Origin of the sequence: uncultured Clostridium sp., assembly GCF_963515715.1 — a bacterium.
Lineage (GTDB): Bacteria > Bacillota > Clostridia > Clostridiales > Clostridiaceae > Clostridium_AW.
Map to the genome: position 1 here is coordinate 35,163 of NZ_CAUPZS010000005.1, position 19,437 is coordinate 54,599.

Here is a 19,437-nt window from a genome sequence, read left to right on the forward strand (position 1 = left end):
TAAATAATTACCTATCTTTTATTCAATTACCAAGAATTACTTATTTTCATTCAATTATCTTTCAACTACTAGAGCTGTTCCCATTCCTCCACCTATACAAAGAGTAGCTAGTCCTTTCTTAGCATCTCTTTTCTTCATTTCGTGAAGAAGTGTAACTAATATTCTAGCTCCTGACGCTCCAATTGGGTGTCCAATAGCTATAGCTCCACCGTTTACATTTACTTTTTCCATATCAAATTTTAAATCTTTACCAACAGCTAAACTTTGTGCTGCAAAAGCTTCGTTAGCTTCTATTAAATCAAGATCTTCAACAGTTAAGTTAACTTTTTCTAAAGCTACTTTAGTTGCATGGAAAGGACCATATCCCATTATAGATGGTTCTAATCCTGCTGAACCGTAAGAAGTAATCTTAGCTAATGGTGTTACTCCTAATTCTTTAGCTTTATCTGCACTCATTATAACGAATGCTGCTGCACCGTCATTTATACCTGATGCATTACCTGCTGTAACTGTTCCATCTTTCTTGAAAGCTGGTTTTAATTTAGCTAACTTTTCTGCTGTAGCTCCAAATTTAACATATTCATCAGTATCGAATACTATTGGGTCACCTTTTCTTTGAGGAATTACTACTGGAACTATTTCTTCTTTGAATTTTCCTTCTTTTATAGCTTTTTCAGCTTTTTGTTGAGAAGCTGCTGCAAATGCATCTTGTTCTTCTCTTGTTAATCCCCACTGTTCTGCTATATTTTCAGCAGTTATTCCCATATGATAGTTGTTGAAAGCATCCCATAGACCATCATTTATCATGCCATCAACCATTTGGCCATTACCCATTCTTTGTCCCCATCTAGCAGTATTTAATATGTATGGTGCTTTTGACATACTTTCCATACCACCTGCTATTATTACATCAGCATCTCCAGCTTTTATCATCTGGCACGCCAAACTAACCGCTCTTAATCCAGAACCGCATACTTTATTTAAAGTAAATGCTGGCACCTCAACCGGTAAACCTGACTTTATAACAGCTTGTCTTGCAGGGTTTTGTCCAAGACCTGCTTGAAGTACATTACCCATTATAACTTCTTGAACCTGTTCACCTTTTATTCCCGCTCTTTTTATAGCTTCTTTTATAACTGTCGCTCCTAAGTCAACCGCTGCCACATCTTTTAATGCGCCACCAAAGGAACCTACTGCTGTTCTAACTGCACTTGCAATTACTACTTCTCTCATTAATAAACCCTCCTAAACTATAATAGTTGCAATTTTTCGAATCTTAAATAATGAAATCTTTTATCAACAATTTTATTATAAACCTATTTATCAATTTTATCAATATATTTTTGTTAAAAAAAACACAATCTTTATAGTGTATTGTATTCTTTAGGTCTATTCTCTTTTAAATTATAGTGATATAAAATACTATCTACTATTCTTGCAGAAGCATTGCCATCGCCAAAAGGGTTTATAGCTTTACTCATTTTTTCATACTCTAAAGGAGAGTTTATTAGCTTCTCAGCCTCTGTTAATATATCATCAATCTTTGTGCCGACAATTTTTACTGTTCCAGCCTTTACAGCTTCTTGTCTCTCTGTAACATCTCTTAAAAGTATTACTGGTTTGCCTAAATGTGGAGCCTCTTCTTGCAATCCTCCTGAATCCGTCATAACCATATAACATTTATTCATTAAATTGTGAGCTTCCTTTGTATCTAATGGAGGAAGTATATGTACTCTATCTAATCCATCTAAATGTTCTAAAACCACATTTCTAACAAGAGGATTTAAATGAGCTAAATATATTACTTCAACATCCTTATTTTCTTCTACAATATTTTTTAATGCCATGCATATATTTTTTATTCCATCTCCCCAGTTTTCTCTTCTATGGGCAGTTACCATTATGACCTTTTTATTTTTGTAATCTATTTCATTTAAAATATGATTTTCAAATATATAATCTTTTTCTACTGTAAATTTCATAGCATCGATTACAGTATTACCTGTAACAAAAATAGATTTTTCTTCTACACCTTCTCTTAATAAATTATCTTTAGAACTTATGGTTGGTGAAAAATGCAAATCTGTCAGAGCCCCTGTTAATTTTCTATTCATCTCCTCTGGAAAAGGAAAATATTTATTAAAGGTTCTTAATCCAGCCTCCACATGCCCTATTTCTATTTTATTATAGAAAGCCGCCAAAGCTCCTGCAAAAGTAGTAGTGGTGTCTCCATGCACTAATATCAGATTTGGCTTCTCCTTTTCAAATATTTCCTTTAAACCTTCTAGAACTCTAGTGGTAATCCCTGTAAGGCTTTGTTTTTCTTTCATTACATTTAAATCAAAGTCAGGTGTTATTTTAAACAGATTTAAAACTTGATCCAGCATTTCTCTATGTTGAGCTGTAACACAAACTTTATTTTCTATTTCCTCTCTTCTTTCTAGTTCCTTAACTAAAGGAGCCATTTTTATCGCTTCTGGCCTAGTACCAAATATAGTAATAACCTTAATTTTATTCATTATCTTACCTCCAGAAATTAGTATTAGCTATTCCTTATGCTTGAATAAACCATACTTCCATGCCATTATAACAAGCATTAACATTACTATAGCTAATAAGAAATACGAACTTCGACTGCTTACTTGCATAGCTAAAATTGCAAAACTTCCAAGAATTGCACTTATTAGATACATTATTATAACTGCCTGCCTTTGCGTTAATCCCATGTCTAGTAGTCTATGATGAAGATGTCCTCGATCTGCTCCCATTATAGGTTTGCCATTTATTTTTCTCCTTATCATAGCAAATATAGTATCATATATAGGCAATCCTAAAGCTAAAATCGGTACTGATATAGCAAAAGCCGCCGCAGATTTAATAGCTCCTTCTATTGATATTGCCGCTAATAAAAATCCCAATAATTGAGCGCCCGTGTCTCCCATAAATATGGAAGCTGGGTTAAAATTATATGGTAGAAATCCTAATATAGATCCACATAAAGCTATTGTTAAATAAGCCGTTTCAAATCTGGTTTCAATGGTAAATAACGTTATTATAAACAGAGTAAAACAAGATATAAAGGCTACTCCCGCTGCTAAGCCATCTAGCCCATCAATTAAGTTTATTGAATTCGTAACTCCAACCACCCATAATATAGTAAGTGGCACTCCGAAAAAGAAGCCTAAATCAATATATTCTCCAAAACCTGGAACCGGATTAGTGATTAAGGATATTCTCACTCCGTATAAAACTAATATTATTGCAGCAGATAACTGGAATAAAAGCTTTATTAATGGTCTTATTTCATATTTATCATCTAAAAATCCACCTATAACTATAATTGTCGCTCCAATGATTATTCCCTTTTGTGTTCTAGTGAGAGGACCAATCTTTAAAAATATCGAAATAACAAAAGATAAATATATTGCCAAGCCACCTAATAAAGGTATGGGTTTTTTATGAATCCTTCTCTTATCTTTAGGTATATCTATAACTTCTAATTTATATGCAAGTTTTTTTATTAATGGTGTTAATAAAAATGATAATATAGTTGAAAAAAAAGCTACTATAGTTAAATTATTCATATTTTACCTCTCCATCTAATAAGCTCCATCCCCTGTCAATGAATCATCATTGTCTATCCATTCTTGAACCTCCATGGCTCTATATTCATATCTGGTGTCTCTTATTACTATTCTTTGTATTCCTGCATTAATAATAAATCTTTTGCAAAGAGCACAAGGCGAAGCATTCTTTACAAGCTCTCCTGTAGACTGCTCTTTTCCAACTAAATACATTGTGGCACCTATCATATCCTGTCGTCTTGCTGATATAATTGCATTTTGCTCCGCATGTACTGATCTACATAATTCATACCTAGTACCTCTTGGAACATTTAACTCTTCTCTTCTACAGTATCCAACATCACAACAATTTTTTCTTCCTCTTGGAGCTCCTGAATATCCTGTTGCAATTATTTCATCATTTTTTACAATTATAGCCGCAAAATTTCTTCTAAGACAAGTTCCTCTTTCTAATATAGTTGAACATATGTCAAGATAGTAATTATTTTTATCTATTCTTTCCATTATTCCTCCAAAAACAACTTAAAATATGTATAACTATGTACTATTCTATACTAAAAATAGAATAATTAAAAGTATAACCCCTTAAAATAAAAAAATTGCGAAGCAAATTTTTGGAGTGAAGAGTAAAAGATAGAATTCCCTTGTAGGGAATTCTTAAATCTTATAATTTAGAAATTCCTAAAGGAATTTCATCCATCACTCTTCACTTTTCACTCTTAACTCTTAACCAAAAACTACTTCGCAATTTTTATTTAGTTCCAAACAATCTATCTCCAGCATCTCCAAGTCCTGGAACTATATATCCTTTTTCATCTAATTTCTCATCTATTGAAGCTACATAAATATCTACATCTGGATGTGCCAATTCAACTGCTTTTACTCCTTCTGGCGCCGCAATTAGGCACATAAGTCTTATATATTTAGCACCTTTATCTTTTAAAAGTGTTATAGCATCTACAGCTGATCCACCTGTTGCAAGCATTGGATCAGTAACTATAACATCTCTTTCTCCAATATCCTGAGGAAGTTTACAGAAATATTCTACAGGTTTTAATGTCTCTTCGTCTCTATATAGTCCTATATGACCTACCTTTGCTGCTGGTATCATGCTTAACATACCATCTACCATTCCAAGTCCAGCTCTTAGTATAGGAACTATTGCTACTTTCTTTCCTTGTAGCATTCTGCACTTAGCTCTACAAATTGGAGTTTCTATTTCTACTTCTTCTAATTCTAAATCTCTTGTTACTTCATAAGCCATAAGCATAGCTACTTCTTCAACTAATTCTCTAAATTCCTTTGAACCTGTATTTTTATCTCTTATTAAAGCTAATTTATGCAATATTAAAGGGTGTCCTATTTGTGTTACTTTACTCATTTTTACTACCTCCTAAAATTACCTATTATATTTCTTTTCTATTTGTGATATTTTATCAACTCTTTTTCCATGTCTTCCACCTTCATATTTTGCCCCTAAAAAGGAGTCAACTATATCAAGAGCCAATCCTGTACCTACAATTCTTTGTCCTAGGGCTAGTATATTTGCATCATTATGTTCCCTACAAGCATGAGCACTAAAAGTATCTCCGCAAAGAGCAGCTCTTACTCCTGGAACTTTGTTTGCCGCAATACTGATTCCTATACCTGTTCCACAAACTAATATACCAAAATCAAAGTTCTTAGCAGCCACTTCTTCTGCTACCGCTAAGGCATAATCTGGATAATCACAGGAATCCTCTGTAAGAGTTCCAAAATCCTTAATCACTATACCTTTACTCTCTAAATGTTTAATAATTTCCTTTTTTAAAGGTAAACCTGCATGGTCACTTCCTAAAGCAATTTTCACTATTATACACCTCCATAATCTTGGGTATATTACAATACCTTAAAGCTACGCAAAAAAGGAAGATAGAAATATTTAAGAAATACTTTTATCTTCCTCTAATTTATTTAATAGTAATAAAATACTATTCTCTAAATCTAAAAATGTATCCGCATAAACGGAAATGTTGCCGCCATAAGGGTCTACAATATCCCCTTTTATGCCGACATAGCTATTTAGTGAATCTATTTTCTCCCTATGCTGTGGAATATTATGTACCAATAAGTCCCTCATATAAGAAGTCATAGTTAATATTAAATCATATTCACTAATTAGTTCTTCAGTTAATTTAACTGCACATCTATTACTAATATCCAATGCAAATTTTTCTTTGATAATAGATGCGGAATTTAAAGAAGTCTTACTATGTGGAATAGCTGCTATGCCTGCTGAAAATGCTAGAAGTGAATTATCTTGTTTTAAAGAATTAAAAATAGCTTCAGCCATACAACTTCTACAAGTATTCCCAGTGCAAACAAATAATATCTTCATAGCTTCCTCCACAAAACTTTAATAACTATCGTTAAACATTTTAGCTTAGTAGATAACATATGTCAACTATATTTTATATAATAATTATACATGAATAATATTATAACCTGCTGATTTTTTAAGTCTATTCATAATTGCAATGCCTATACCTTTTTCTTCAAAGGATTCTGAAAATATCACATCAACCTTTTCATCGTCAAAAACTCTTAAAGTTTCAAATAGATTTTGAGCTATGGTATCTAAATCTACTCTACTTCCCAAAGATACAACAGACATATTTTTATATAAATTTTTAGTTTCTTCTGTAGCAATTACCCCAACTTTTTCCCCTTTTCTTTTATATTCTTCTCCAATTTCATTTATTCTATTTATAACTTTGCTTGTGTCGCCTTGTACTATTATTAAAGGAGCCTTTGGTGCATAATGTCTATATTTCATTCCTGGAGCCTTCGGTTTAAAGTCTCCTTCTGTTTTATTTAATATAGCAGGATCTATATAAATATTTTTATCTACTTCCCTTAACATTTCTAAGGTAATTCCACCTGGTCTAAGTACACATGGGGGATATTCTGTGCAATCCACCACGGTAGACTCTACTCCAACATTACACCTTTCTCCTCCTATTATATATTCAATTTTTCCTAAAAGATCTTCAATACATCTTTCTATGTCCGTAGGACTTGGTCTTCCAGATATATTAGCCGACGGAGCCGCAATAGGTACTTCTGCCATTTTTATAAGTTTACGAGCTATCTCATTCGATGGCATTCTAATTCCTATACTATCTAATCCTGCGCTAGTTTCTTTAGGGATTAAATCAGTCTTTTCGAGTATAATTGTTAATGGTCCCGGCCAAAAGCTTTCCATTAATTTTTCCGCAATCCTTGGAACTTTCTTCACTAAAGGTTTTATACTTTCTGTATCTGCTACATGCACGATTAATGGATTGTCCTGCGGTCTTCCCTTTGCTATAAATATTTTTTTTACAGCATTACCATCTAAAGCGTTAGCTCCTAATCCATATACCGTCTCTGTTGGAAATGCTACCAACCCGCCTTCTCTTATAACCTTTCCACATTCCATTAGCAAAGCTTCATCTATATTATGTTCATCTAAAAAAACAACTTTTGTTTCCAAACTTACATCTCCCTTTGAATATTGTAAAATAATTTATATAATGGTAATTATTATCAATCCCAAAATCACCCCTGCTAACACTCCTAAAGTACTAGATACACCTTCCCATAATCTTGAAGACTCAGGTATCATTTCTCCACAAACTACGTAAAGCATTATCCCTGATGCAAAGGATAAGCTTAATCCTAAAGCATTAGTAGAGAGCTTACCTATGTATGCACCTATTAATGTCCCCAATATAGTTGGTGTAGCTGTAATAATAGTGTAAAACAATATTTTCCATGGTTTAATCTTTGATGCCATTAAAGGTGCCGCTACAGCAATACCTTCTGGTATATCGTGTATAGCTATAATCAAACTCATCTTTATACCCAAACTACTTCCAGCTGCAAATCCACAGCCCATTATAACCCCTTCTGGAAGATTGTGAATCATAAGCCCTATGGCCGTTATAAAAGCCATTTTTATATGCTTATCCATTTTATCATGCTGTAGTCTACTATCAATAAGACTTACTAATATAATACTACATATACAAGTAAGAATTGTATTAATAAAACTCCAGTTTTGTAAAGCTTCCGGAATCAAATCGAAAACTACCACAGAGAACATCAATCCACCTGAAAAACCAATTAGAGCTCCTAATAGTTTTTTCGATGGTTTCCTTATGGAGATTCCTATTAATGCTCCTAAAGTAGTTCCCAAAAGAGATATTATACTTCCCAATAAAATCATTAGAATTAATCTACTCACTTTACCACCTTTATAAATTTGCTCTCTATAAGATAATATTTAAGGCAGCATTCAAATATTCTTAATAGACCTCATTTCTATACTCTTTTATTTTATCTATTGTTTCACCTGTAAATTGAGCATATACACAATTTCTATATATTATATCTAATAATTCATATTTTAAATATCTTCCTTTTTTTATTATTGTAAAAAAATAATCCTTTTCAGGGCTTAAAATTTTTATTTTAGTATAATGATATGCCACATAAGGGTGATTTTTTAGAAATTTTTCGTTTATAGGAACCATCTTACTACTTCTAAACTTAGATGAAGCTATAATTATTATTGAAAAATCCTTACTCTTATCACTTCTTCTTATATAGTTTTCTATATGAACAAATACTACTTTGTTACACATTATGTTTAGTCCGTCTCTTTTCAATCCTGAAATAATCTTAATTTTATAATTGTCATTATATATTTTAAAATTTTCATTATTTATTTTACTTAATATTGCAATTATTATTAATATCTCTATTAACAATAAATAAATTATATAAAAAATATTAATTTTATCAATTAATATTAAAGCTAAAGGCAACGCAAAAAAAATAAAGCCCATTGTTAGCATAAATCTTTTATAAGATTTTCTTTGCTTTATAATGGCTTTATTTACACTCATAATTATCTCTTCCTTTATATTATTCGTTATTTCCTAAGGACTTCATTTTTTCTGCCTGATCTGTAGTTATAAGAGCATCTACTATTTCATCTATATCTCCATCAAGGAAAGAATCTAATCTATAAAGAGTTAATCCTATTCTGTGATCTGTAACCCTTCCTTGTGGATAGTTATAAGTTCTTATTCTTTCACTCCTATCCCCAGTACCAACCTGACTTTTTCTATCTTCAGCTATACTTGCGCTTCTTTCGGCTTGCGCAATATCGTATAATCTTGATTTTAATACTTTCATTGCTTTTTCTTTATTTTTAAGCTGAGATTTTTCATCTTGACATGAAACTACTATTCCTGTAGGTAAATGAGTAAGTCTAACAGCCGAATCTGTAGTATTAACAGACTGACCACCGTGTCCAGAAGATCTGAACACATCAACCCTTATGTCATTTGCATTAACCTCAACATCTACATCTTCAACTTCTGGCAAAACTGCTACTGTTGCAGTAGAAGTGTGGATTCTACCACTGGCTTCTGTATCAGGTACTCTTTGAACCCTATGAGCTCCACTTTCATATTTCAACCTGCTATAGGCTCCCTTTCCCTTAATCATGAATATTACTTCTTTAAATCCACCAATATCAGTTTCGTTAGAACTTATAGGCTCAACTTTCCATCCCATTCTTTCTGTATATCTAGTATACATTCTGAAAAGATTAGCTGCAAATAGAGCTGCTTCATCTCCACCTGCTCCTCCTCTTATTTCAACAAAGACGTTTTTATCGTCATTAGGGTCTTTAGGAAGCATTAGAATCTTTAGCTCATTTTCTAATGTCTCTTGTTGTTCCCCTAATTCTTTAATTTCTTCTTGAACCATTTGTTTAAGTTCTCTATCTAGGTCTTCTCTTAGCATTTCTTTATCTGCTTCTAAACTTTCTTGCACTTTTTTATACTCTCTGTACTTCATCACAACATTCTCTAAATCTGAATGTTCCTTACAAAGTTTTTGCCACTCTTTTTGATCTGCCATAACCGATGGGTCGCTTATCTTTATGGATAATTCTTCGTATTTATTTTCTATAAAATCAAGTCTATCTAACATATTTTCTCACTCCGTAATAATATTTTAACAACTATAAATTATATCATAGTTTTTTTATTTAATGCAATGAATTTATCCTAAAGTTTTCTGCCTTTTATCACTCTATCTAATCCAGCTAAATCTTTTTTACATTCAATATTAGAAAAGTTATTTTCTTTGAGTAACTTCATTACATCCTCCCCTTGATCATATCCTATTTCAAAGGCTATTATTCCATTCTTTTTTAAGACCACTTTACTTTCTTCTATAATTCTTCTATAGAAGTCCAGCCCATCTTCTCCACCACTTAACGCTTCATAGGGTTCAAATTTTTTTACATCATCCATAAGATCCTCTATTACTATATCCTTTATATATGGTGGGTTTGATACTATCATATCATATTTTTTATCTTCTTTTATAGCATACATTAGTAAATCGCTTTTATATACACTAACTCTATCCTGCATGTTATTTAAATAAATATTGTCCCTTGTCACTTCTAGTGGAATCTCTTCAATATCATAACAATCTATATGCGTATTATCTGTATACTTTGCTATAGATATACCGATAATGCCACTGCCACAACAAAGATCACAAATATTCTTATATTCATTTCCTATTATATCATTAATTGCTTCTTCAACTAAAATTTCTGTATCCGGTCTAGGTATCAACACGCCTTTTTTTATATTAAAATTCAAGCTCATAAATTCGCATTCACCCAATATATACTTTACAGGCATTTTGTTCTTTCTAATATTCACCAACCTGAAATACTCATCCGTCTCACTCTTACTTACTTTATAATCTCTATTTATCATAATAAATAACTTATCTTTGTTTATAGCCTTTCCTAATAGCAGCTGACAGTCTAATTTATAACTAGGTATGTTTTCTTCTTTAAGAATATTAAATCCTTTAATTAACAATTCTCCAACGGTAAATTCACTATCATTCATTATCTTCTATTCCTTCCGCTGCCTTTAATGATTTTATAGCTACTTCTAGTTGAGATAAATCTGGTTCTTTAGTAGTGATCTTTTGCAACGCCAACCCTGGCATCGCCATAATTTTGGATAAAGAACTATTCCCTCTCCCCATCCATTTTATTATTTCATATGTTATTCCTGAAACAAGTGGAAGTAATAATAACCTATATATTATCCTCTGTGGTAGACTTTGCCATCCTACAAGAGAAAATAGCATTATACTTACAATCATAACCAAAAACATAAAATTTGTTCCACATCTAGGATGAAGTCTAGAGTATTGTTTTGCATTTTCTGGAGTTAATTCATCTCCATTTTCATAACAGAATATGGTTTTATGCTCTGCACCATGATACTCAAAGACCCTTCTTATTTCTTCCATTTTACTTATAAATAATATATATATTATAAAAAGAGTCACCCTTATTACTCCTTCTATTATATTTAACATTACCGTATTTTCTATTCCAGTTTTCTTGAATAAATTGGCTATTATATTAGGCAAGGCTACAAATAAGGTGATTGATATTATAATAGAAATAAAAAAGGAAAATCCCATTATAATCTTCTCACTTTTATCTTTAAAGGTCTTCTCAAGCCACTTATCAAATTTAGACTCTTCTATATCTTCTTCAAAAAAAGAAGCAGAGTAGTTTAAATTTTTCATTCCTATTATCAGAGATTCTATCAATGAAACAAATCCTCTTACGATGGGAATCCCTAATATTTTACTCCTCTTTGAATAAGGTACAAACTCTTCCTTTGTTACTACAATTTCACCATCGCTTTTTCTTATGGCAGTGGCTATACCTAGCGTTCCTCTCATCATGACCCCTTCAATGAGAGCCTGCCCTCCTACAGAACAGTTTTTTTTCATCATCTCACCCCATCTTTAATTATTTCATGACACTTTCTACATCTAGCTTCATAAGATTCCTTAGCTCCTACTAAAACTATTGGATCGTCATATCTAGCTGGTTGTCCATTAATCAATCTTTGAGTTCTAGTTGCTGGCCTTCCACATTTCATACATACAGCTTGAATCTTGTCCACAAATTCTGCTACCGCCATAAGTTCAGGCATATTTCCAAAGGGTTCACCTTTAAAATCCATATCTAATCCTGCACATATTACTCTTTTATGTTTATCTGCTATGTCGCATACTACCTTCACAATAAACTCATCAAAAAATTGAGCTTCATCTATAGCCACTACTTCAACATCTTCATCAATAAGCTCCAATATCTGAGTAGAGTTTCTCACAGGGATAGCTCCCTCTTTATCTCCGCAGTGGGATACCACATCTTCCTTACTATATCTATTATCAATTTCTGGTTTAAACACTTGTATCTTTTGTTTTGCAATTTTAGCTCTTCTTATTCTTCTTATTAATTCTTCAGACTTACCACTATACATAGGGCCTGCTATTACCTCTATCCATCCATGATTATTTGGTCCGTACATAATTTGTTCCTCCTCGTATTTTATAAAACAAGTATATTTTATCAGACATGGAGAACATATTAAAGAGTGTAATGAAAATTTATTGACTAATGAATTAGAGCTATGTTATAATTTAGTAGTTAAAAATTCAGATATAGTATCTAGAATTCGAAAGAGGTGAAAGAAAATGAGAGAAGGCATACATCCAGATTACCAAGAAGCGGTAGTTAAGTGCGCATGTGGAAATACTTTTACTACAGGTTCTACTAAAAAAGAACTTAAAGTTGAAATATGCTCTAAATGCCATCCATTCTTTACTGGCAAACAGAAGATAGTTGACGCCGGCGGAAGAGTTGAAAGGTTCATGAAAAAATTCAACATAGCTAATGAAGAATAATTTAGTTATTTCGACTTTAAAATACCAAAATAAGCCCGAATATTTACAGATATTCGGGCTTATATTTGTTTTATTTTTCTATACCTCTTATTATATCATATTTACCATAGTCACTTTTTACAAAACCATCTACCGTGGAATTAATTCCATATTTGTACAATTAAAAAAGAGCAAGTTTATAACTCACTCTTTATCTTACTTATTATTTTTATCCTTAAAGTCTATTTTACTTATTATTGATACAAATTCATCATTATCTTTAGTTTTAAACAACATATTTATTAGTTGCTCTGTAACATTTTGCGTATTATTGTCATTATATAACACTTTTCTTATGTTAAAGGCCGCTTCGTATTCTTTAGTTGAAAGGAGTAGATCTTCTTTTCTTGTACCAGATTTATATATGTCTATTGCTGGGAATATTCTTCTTTCTTGAAGCTTTCTATCTAAATGAACTTCCATATTTCCAGTACCCTTAAATTCTTCAAATATCATATCATCCATTCTACTACCTGTTTCTACTAAAGCTGTAGCAAGTATTGTTAAGCTTCCACCTTCTTCAATGTTTCTCGCAGCACCGAAGAATTTTTTTGGCATTATTAATGCTCCAGGGTCTAACCCTCCTGATAAAGTTCTTCCAGTAGGAGTTATGGTTAAATTATACGCCCTTGAAAGCCTTGTAATACTATCAAGCAATATTATAACGTGCTGTCCTTGCTCCACCATTCTCTTCGCTCTTTCAAGAACCATGTAAGCAACCTTTGTATGATGTTCAGGTTCTTCATCAAAAGTGGAGTATATAACTTCTCCTTTTATTGATCTTTGCATATCAGTAACTTCTTCAGGTCTTTCATCAATTAATAATACTATTAATTTTGCTTCTGGATGATTTATAGAAATGCTTTGAGCTATTTTCTTAAGCAGAGTTGTTTTTCCAGCTTTAGGCGGAGCAACAATCACTCCTCTTTGCCCTTTTCCTATAGGGCATATTATATCCATTAATCTAGTTGATAAATCAGAGCTATTCATTTCTAATTTTATTCTCTTATTTGGATATATAGGAATCAATGTCTCAAATGGTCTTCTTCTTACCGCTCTTTCAGGTTCTTCCCCATTAACCCTTTCTACATAAAGCAAAGCTTTAAATTTCTCCCCTTCTTTAGGAGTTCTAACTTTGCCTTCTACCTCATCTCCTGTTTTTAAATTAAATCTTCTTATTTGAGAAGGAGATACATATATATCATCAGGTCCTGTTAAATAATTCTTACCTCTTAAAAATCCATAATTATTGGTTTCAATTATCTCCAATACCCCTTTAGCGGTATCCGATTCATTAATCATTTCAATAAGCCTTTCCTTTTTTTCCTCACCTTTATCATTATCTGCTAATGGCTCAGACTTCTTGCAATTTTCTGAAAATACTTCTTCCTTTGAGCTTTCTATACACTTCTTGTCTTTATTATCATCTATGTTATTATTCACTTCTATAACTTTATTATTTTTAGGAGTTATTTTTTCCCTTAATATTACTCCGTCCTTCTCTATGTGCATAGGAGAGAGTCTTTTTATTTCCTCTATCAATTCTATTTTTTTATATTTTGATAAATTTTTTATACCTAATTCCTTAGCTATATCTTTTAATTCATTTAATGTCATGTTTTCCAAATCGTTGTTTGACAAAAAATTGCACCTCCATTATTTAAATATTAAATTGTAAAATATATATAAACACATTGGGAAAATATCAAGAAATACGTTGGAAAGGATATACTACCTTAGCTATTATACCTTATTTTTAAATATTAATCTACATTTATTTAGACTGGAATTAAGAATCACTGGATAAAAACCCATATATATCCTTATGGGAATTATTATGTTTTGATATTTTAACTTGTATTTTATCTTCATTACCTATATATAATACAGGAGTACCAAATTTTTCACATCCCCCTATAAATACTCCCTTATTAATTAACTTCCTATATGAAAAACTATATCTATGATTATCTCCACAAATTGGACAAATTATACCAATGCTTAAAACACCATTCTCTATTTCCGCCTCTTCAATAACATCAAATACATGAATACACTTACTAAACCGAAATAAAGAAGTATTTACCAGAACATACTTGCCGTTATCGCCTTTAATCGCAATACTTACACTAGGTTTTAATATCATAATACCACCTCTTTAAAGGTCTTTTTCTTAATATATTAATTTCTATATTTATTATTAAAATCCTTCAAATTATAAAATTAACTATTTTAAAATAAAAGAAGATGTACCAGAATAATCTTAAAATTCATTCTCTGGTACACCCTCTTTTTATTTTAAAGTTGCTTTTATGAATTCTCTAAACAAAGGATGAGGTCTATTAGGTCTTGATTTTAGCTCCGGATGAAACTGAGCTGCAACTAGCCAAGGATGATCCTTAACCTCTACTATCTCTATAAGCCTTCCATCTGGGCTTGTTCCTGATATGATTAATCCTTTCTCTATAAATTCATTTCTATATTCATTATTAAATTCATATCTATGCCTATGTCTTTCATATACAATTTCTTCTCCATAAGCTTCATACGCTTTGCTTTCCTTAATTAATTTACAAGGATATAACCCAAGCCTCATTGTTCCACCCTTCTCATCAATATCTTTTTGCTCAGGCATTAAATCTATAACTGGATGATCTGTATTCGCATTAATTTCTGAACTATTTGCATCTTTATATTCTAGAATATTTCTTGCAAATTCTATTACTGTACATTGCATGCCTAAACATATTCCAAGTAAAGGTGTTTTATTCTCCCTGGCCCATTTTATACTTTCTATCTTTTCTTCTGCACCTCTATCTCCAAAACCTCCTGGTATTAATACACCATCTACACCTCTAAGAATTTCTCCTACGTTTTCTTTAGTGACACGTGAAGAGTCTATCCACTTTATTTCCACATTGGCATCATTTGCATATCCACCATGACTTAATGCTTCCACCACTGAAATATATGCGTCATGTAATTCAACATACTTACCCACTAAGCCTATGGTAACCTTCTTCGACAAAGACTTCGCTTTATTTACCATTTCCCTCCACTGGAAATTATCTATTTCTTGTTTACAATTTAAATTCAATTTTTCACAAACCAGTCTATCTAGTCCTTCACCATGAAGCATCAATGGAACTTCATATAAATTTTCTGCATCTAAATTTTGTATTACTGATCCTTGATCCACATTGCAAAATAACGCGATTTTACTTTTTAAATCCTCAGATATAAATTTTTCTGAACGGCAAACTATAATGTCCGGTTGAATACCTATCCCTCTTAATTCCTTTACCGAATGTTGGGTTGGTTTAGTTTTTAACTCGCCGGATTTACCTAAATAAGGAATTAAAGTCACATGAATAAAACAAACGTTTTCTCTTCCAACATCATATTTTATTTGTCTTATAGCTTCTAAAAAAGGTAGAGATTCTATATCTCCAACGGTACCGCCGATTTCTGTTATAACTACATCAACATCTCTTTCTTTTCCCACTCTATATACTCTTTCTTTTATTTCATTAGTTATATGCGGAATTACTTGCACCGTTCCCCCTAAGTATTCCCCTTTTCTCTCCTTATTTATAACTGACCAATATATCTTACCCGCAGTTATATTGCTATTTCTACTTAAGCTCTCATCAATAAATCTTTCATAGTGACCTAAGTCTAAATCTGTTTCCGCTCCATCATCAGTAACAAATACTTCCCCATGTTGATATGGACTCATTGTTCCCGGATCTATGTTTATATATGGATCAAATTTTTGAATAGAAACTTTTAATCCTCTGTTTTTTAATAACCTCCCTAAAGAAGCTGCAGTTATTCCTTTTCCTAAAGAAGATACTACTCCACCAGTAACAAATATATATTTAGAATCACTCATAAAATCATGCCCTATAAGTTAATAGAGCAAACTTCACCCCCAACTTTAAAATTTATGTTGACAAATACTAATAATCATATTATAATAAAAATTACCTCATCATTAAAATGGGATTATTGTATTTATAATTACATAAAGTTTATGATAACATATATGTAGATTTTTTTCTACTATTTTTTGTCTTTACTTTTCTAATATATTTTCCGCCTCAAAATACATATCTCTTATTCTTTTATTAAACATTAATTTTTCTTCAGCTTTTTCTAAATCATTTTTCACTTTATTTCCACTTTTAATTTGAAAATCTTTTTTTAATCTTTCTATATCTACGCAATTATATTTTTTTAGTAATAGAAATAATAAATATTTGCATTCCTCATCTACCAATATTTCAACCAATTCCTCTTTTTTTATGCCTTTATATCCACACAATAGTTCAATGATTTTATCATAATGAATTTCACTATTAAAATATTTCATGTTATCATCTCCACCTCTTTATTAGCAATAATATCCAATATATCTAATTTTAAACATAAAAGCACAATAGCTTTAAACTATTGTGCTTTTATGTTTATCTTCAATAATGTATTTTGAGGCTTTTGACCTGAAATACTTAAATTGTAATCAATAAGTATATCTCCTCCATCATCATCCACACTAATATTTAACTTTTTAGTATCAATCTTTAGTTCTAGTGGTCCATAAGGAGTATTATAAAGTACTATATCATCTTTATCATTCTCAAAGTTCATTCTAGTACTTGTTGTTCCCATCCTTATTAGAGAAAATTTATTGTCACTACAATTGATTTTAAAAGTTGTTGTAGTTCCCTCCATACCTGCCAGTTCTGTTTCATCATAAACTACGTAGTAACAATTTTCCTTTTTATAAAAATTACCCGGAGTAACTACTTCAACAATATCTTCCTTCTTTTTTGATTGCATACTTGATACAGAAACAAGGACATTTTTTTTCATAGGAAGACATCACCTCCTAACTTAAATTCTATTGTATAATATATTTATTTATCTCTTCTTCCGTTGCAGGTTCTACCCATATAGAATTATTTAGTGAACTTTTAAATTTTCCATATTTAACTTTTACACTATCTTCATCTTTACCTTTAGAATATCTGCCAGTGATCTTTGCAGCAAGTTCAAAATCTTCTTCACTAGGCTCTCCAACAATTAAGACCATAGATCCGTTATAATCTGTAGCAAAAAGGATCCAATCCTCTTCACCTAAGTATTTTTTTACTTCATCTCCTTCTACCTTTGTTCTAGTAGAAATAATCTTTGCATTAGGAGATATTCTAAAATGCCTTCCATATCTCAAAAGCTCTAAATCTTTATCGCTAGGTTCTTTAATATGTTCTAATAATTCTTTAAGTCTTCTAGAATAATTCGGTTCAGTCAATTTACATCCACCCGCTGGGGAAGGATACTCCTTAATCCCCCATTTCTCTGCTAATTCCATTTGAACTTTTCTTCCTCTTCCAGATATATCAAGCAACTTTTCCCTATCTACCAATCCACTTAACTCCATTTCAGTAGGTTGTAAATTCTTAGCGCAAAGGGGCCTTAATATTTTATCACTAAATCCTGAATGCTTCTTTACTATATCTAAGGCAGATCTATTTTGAGACATAGGCCTTTGATTCAGCACTTCTCCAGTTATTATAAAATCAGCCTCTAATTCATCTAATAACTTACCTGTATAATTCATCATCAAGCTATGGCAATCAATACAAGGATTCATATTCTTCCCATAACCAAACTTAGGGTGCTTTACAATTTTAAAGTGCTCCTTAGCAAAATCTACAACTTTCAATGGGATACCTATCTGTCTAGTCATTTTCAAAGCACTATCTTCATTAAAAAAATGAGATTTGAAACATATTCCAATTACCTCTATACCCTGTTCTTTCATTAGTTTGGCTGCTAGAATACTATCTAGCCCCCCTGATATCATAGCTAAAGCTTTTGTCATACATAATCACCTTTCTAGTTTTTATTATACATCTCTAGTTATTGCTAAATATATTAATTCATCTATAAGCTCTGAATAACTTTTCCCTGACGCATCCCATAGCTTTGGATACATACTTATTTGAGTAAATCCAGGTATAGTATTTATTTCATTAAAGTAAAACTCTCCTGTTTCCTTATCCATTAAAAAGTCTACTCTAGATAATCCTTCACAATCTAGAAGGTTATAAATTCTTATTGCTAAATCCTTAATTTCTTTCTCTTCTTTTTCATTTAAATTCGCAGGTATTAATAACTTAGAATTTTCATTATTGTATTTAGCTTCATAATCATAAAATTCTTTTGCAGGGATAATCTCTCCTGGAACCGCAGCTTTTGCATCTTCATTTCCAAGTACAGCCACTTCAACTTCTCGCGCATTAATTGCTTCTTCTACTAAAATTCTCTTATCATGTTTAAAAGCTTCTTCTAATCCACTCTCTAACTCTTCTCTGTTATGAGCTTTAGTTATTCCAACTGAAGAGCCACTATTTGCTGGCTTTACGAAAACATCATATCCTAACTTTTTTTCTATTTCCTCAATTATATCCATCTTATTATCATGATAATTGTATTTATTTACAACAACATATGCAGCTTGTTTTATTTCAAACTTTTCTAGAACATATTTAGTATATATTTTATCCATGCATAAAGCGGATGATAAAACTCCTGGTCCAACAAATGGTAACTTCAATAATTTACACAGTCCCTGTACTGTTCCATCTTCCCCATACATTCCGTGTAATACCGGGAAAACAACATCTACTTCTCTATTAAATAATATATTTTGTCCATTAGCTAATTTATTTTTTTCGTCCTTCTCCCAATCTCCTGTTTTTATATTATTAATATCGCCTTTATAAGAAAACCACTTTCCATCCTTTGTTATTCCTATTGGATAGACCTCATATTTACTATTGTCAATATTATTTAACACCGAAGTTGCTGATACTATTGATACTTCATGCTCAGTAGATTGTCCACCAAAAAGAATAGCTATTTTTTTCTTCATTCTAACCGCTCCTCATACTAATAATAAATTTAA

General features: G+C 31.5%; 22 protein-coding genes. 1 reads left to right on the forward strand and 21 read right to left on the reverse strand.

The features are described from left to right. Positions 1 to 54 precede the first annotated feature (54 nt). The 14 genes from RYO54_RS05740 to RYO54_RS05805 all read right to left on the reverse strand — a co-directional run bounded on the left by RYO54_RS05740 (position 55) and on the right by RYO54_RS05805 (position 12,049). Positions 55 to 1,233: an acetyl-CoA C-acetyltransferase gene (locus RYO54_RS05740; protein WP_315116600.1), complete on the reverse strand. Its 1,179-nt coding sequence runs from the start codon at positions 1,231 to 1,233 to the stop codon at positions 55 to 57. Positions 1,234 to 1,364: 131 nt separating this feature from the next. After that, on the reverse strand, positions 1,365 to 2,519 hold the full coding sequence (gene wecB, locus RYO54_RS05745; protein WP_315116602.1) for a non-hydrolyzing UDP-N-acetylglucosamine 2-epimerase: 1,155 nt from the start codon (positions 2,517 to 2,519) through the stop codon (positions 1,365 to 1,367). A gap of 27 nt (positions 2,520 to 2,546) precedes the next feature. Further along, positions 2,547 to 3,584, reverse strand: coding sequence for an MraY family glycosyltransferase (locus RYO54_RS05750; protein WP_315116604.1), 1,038 nt, complete (start codon positions 3,582 to 3,584; stop codon positions 2,547 to 2,549). 15 nt (positions 3,585 to 3,599) lie between these two features. Beyond that, complete coding sequence (locus tag RYO54_RS05755; protein ID WP_315116606.1) at positions 3,600 to 4,088, reverse strand: deaminase; 489 nt, start codon at positions 4,086 to 4,088, stop codon at positions 3,600 to 3,602. Positions 4,089 to 4,335: 247 nt separating this feature from the next. Further along, a complete protein-coding gene (upp, locus tag RYO54_RS05760; protein WP_315116607.1) occupies positions 4,336 to 4,965 on the reverse strand; it encodes a uracil phosphoribosyltransferase in 630 nt (209 codons plus the stop codon). An 18-nt stretch (positions 4,966 to 4,983) separates the two neighbouring features. Next, positions 4,984 to 5,433, reverse strand: coding sequence for a ribose 5-phosphate isomerase B (gene rpiB, locus RYO54_RS05765; RefSeq protein ID WP_315116609.1), 450 nt, complete (start codon positions 5,431 to 5,433; stop codon positions 4,984 to 4,986). Positions 5,434 to 5,505: 72 nt separating this feature from the next. Then, positions 5,506 to 5,961 (reverse strand): low molecular weight protein arginine phosphatase, encoded by a 456-nt coding sequence (locus tag RYO54_RS05770; RefSeq protein WP_315116611.1) that lies wholly within the window; start codon positions 5,959 to 5,961, stop codon positions 5,506 to 5,508. 84 nt (positions 5,962 to 6,045) lie between these two features. Then, positions 6,046 to 7,098: an L-threonylcarbamoyladenylate synthase gene (locus RYO54_RS05775; protein ID WP_315116612.1), complete on the reverse strand. Its 1,053-nt coding sequence runs from the start codon at positions 7,096 to 7,098 to the stop codon at positions 6,046 to 6,048. A 33-nt stretch (positions 7,099 to 7,131) separates the two neighbouring features. After that, positions 7,132 to 7,833, reverse strand: a complete 702-nt coding sequence (locus RYO54_RS05780; protein WP_315116614.1) for a ZIP family metal transporter — start codon at positions 7,831 to 7,833, stop codon at positions 7,132 to 7,134. 79 nt (positions 7,834 to 7,912) lie between these two features. Next, on the reverse strand, positions 7,913 to 8,515 hold the full coding sequence (locus RYO54_RS05785; protein WP_315116616.1) for a hypothetical protein: 603 nt from the start codon (positions 8,513 to 8,515) through the stop codon (positions 7,913 to 7,915). 19 nt (positions 8,516 to 8,534) lie between these two features. Next, the gene (prfA, locus tag RYO54_RS05790) at positions 8,535 to 9,611 is read right to left on the reverse strand and encodes a peptide chain release factor 1 (RefSeq protein WP_315116618.1); all 1,077 of its coding nucleotides are present in this window, start codon (positions 9,609 to 9,611) and stop codon (positions 8,535 to 8,537) included. Between the two features lie 77 nt (positions 9,612 to 9,688). Continuing rightward, the gene (prmC, locus tag RYO54_RS05795; protein ID WP_315116620.1) at positions 9,689 to 10,555 is read right to left on the reverse strand and encodes a peptide chain release factor N(5)-glutamine methyltransferase; all 867 of its coding nucleotides are present in this window, start codon (positions 10,553 to 10,555) and stop codon (positions 9,689 to 9,691) included. After that, positions 10,548 to 11,462: a DUF1385 domain-containing protein gene (locus RYO54_RS05800; RefSeq protein WP_315116622.1), complete on the reverse strand. Its 915-nt coding sequence runs from the start codon at positions 11,460 to 11,462 to the stop codon at positions 10,548 to 10,550. The genes prmC and RYO54_RS05800 overlap by 8 nt, the downstream gene beginning before the upstream one ends. After that, positions 11,462 to 12,049 carry a thymidine kinase gene (locus RYO54_RS05805; protein ID WP_315116624.1) on the reverse strand — a complete coding sequence of 196 codons (588 nt, stop codon included), beginning with the start codon at positions 12,047 to 12,049 and terminating at the stop codon, positions 11,462 to 11,464. Before RYO54_RS05805 ends, RYO54_RS05800 begins: the two co-directional genes overlap by 1 nt. A gap of 166 nt (positions 12,050 to 12,215) precedes the next feature. Between RYO54_RS05805 and rpmE the strand changes: the two genes are divergently transcribed. After that, a complete protein-coding gene (rpmE, locus tag RYO54_RS05810; RefSeq protein ID WP_216440722.1) occupies positions 12,216 to 12,425 on the forward strand; it encodes a 50S ribosomal protein L31 in 210 nt (69 codons plus the stop codon). Positions 12,426 to 12,620: 195 nt separating this feature from the next. Here rpmE and rho read toward each other — a convergent pair whose 3' ends face one another. From rho to RYO54_RS05845, 7 genes are all read right to left on the reverse strand, one after another. Next, positions 12,621 to 14,105: a transcription termination factor Rho gene (gene rho / locus RYO54_RS05815; RefSeq protein ID WP_315116630.1), complete on the reverse strand. Its 1,485-nt coding sequence runs from the start codon at positions 14,103 to 14,105 to the stop codon at positions 12,621 to 12,623. A 148-nt stretch (positions 14,106 to 14,253) separates the two neighbouring features. After that, positions 14,254 to 14,610 (reverse strand): hypothetical protein, encoded by a 357-nt coding sequence (locus RYO54_RS05820; protein WP_315116632.1) that lies wholly within the window; start codon positions 14,608 to 14,610, stop codon positions 14,254 to 14,256. A 147-nt stretch (positions 14,611 to 14,757) separates the two neighbouring features. Beyond that, positions 14,758 to 16,359, reverse strand: coding sequence for a CTP synthase (locus RYO54_RS05825; RefSeq protein WP_315116634.1), 1,602 nt, complete (start codon positions 16,357 to 16,359; stop codon positions 14,758 to 14,760). A gap of 183 nt (positions 16,360 to 16,542) precedes the next feature. Then, positions 16,543 to 16,839, reverse strand: a complete 297-nt coding sequence (locus RYO54_RS05830) for a hypothetical protein (protein WP_315116636.1) — start codon at positions 16,837 to 16,839, stop codon at positions 16,543 to 16,545. Between the two features lie 77 nt (positions 16,840 to 16,916). Beyond that, positions 16,917 to 17,339 carry a DUF1934 domain-containing protein gene (locus RYO54_RS05835; protein ID WP_315116638.1) on the reverse strand — a complete coding sequence of 141 codons (423 nt, stop codon included), beginning with the start codon at positions 17,337 to 17,339 and terminating at the stop codon, positions 16,917 to 16,919. A gap of 28 nt (positions 17,340 to 17,367) precedes the next feature. Continuing rightward, positions 17,368 to 18,351: a tRNA 4-thiouridine(8) synthase ThiI gene (locus RYO54_RS05840; protein WP_315116639.1), complete on the reverse strand. Its 984-nt coding sequence runs from the start codon at positions 18,349 to 18,351 to the stop codon at positions 17,368 to 17,370. Between the two features lie 24 nt (positions 18,352 to 18,375). Continuing rightward, positions 18,376 to 19,404: a D-alanine--D-alanine ligase family protein gene (locus RYO54_RS05845; RefSeq protein ID WP_315116641.1), complete on the reverse strand. Its 1,029-nt coding sequence runs from the start codon at positions 19,402 to 19,404 to the stop codon at positions 18,376 to 18,378. Between the last annotated feature and the right edge of the window lie 33 nt (positions 19,405 to 19,437).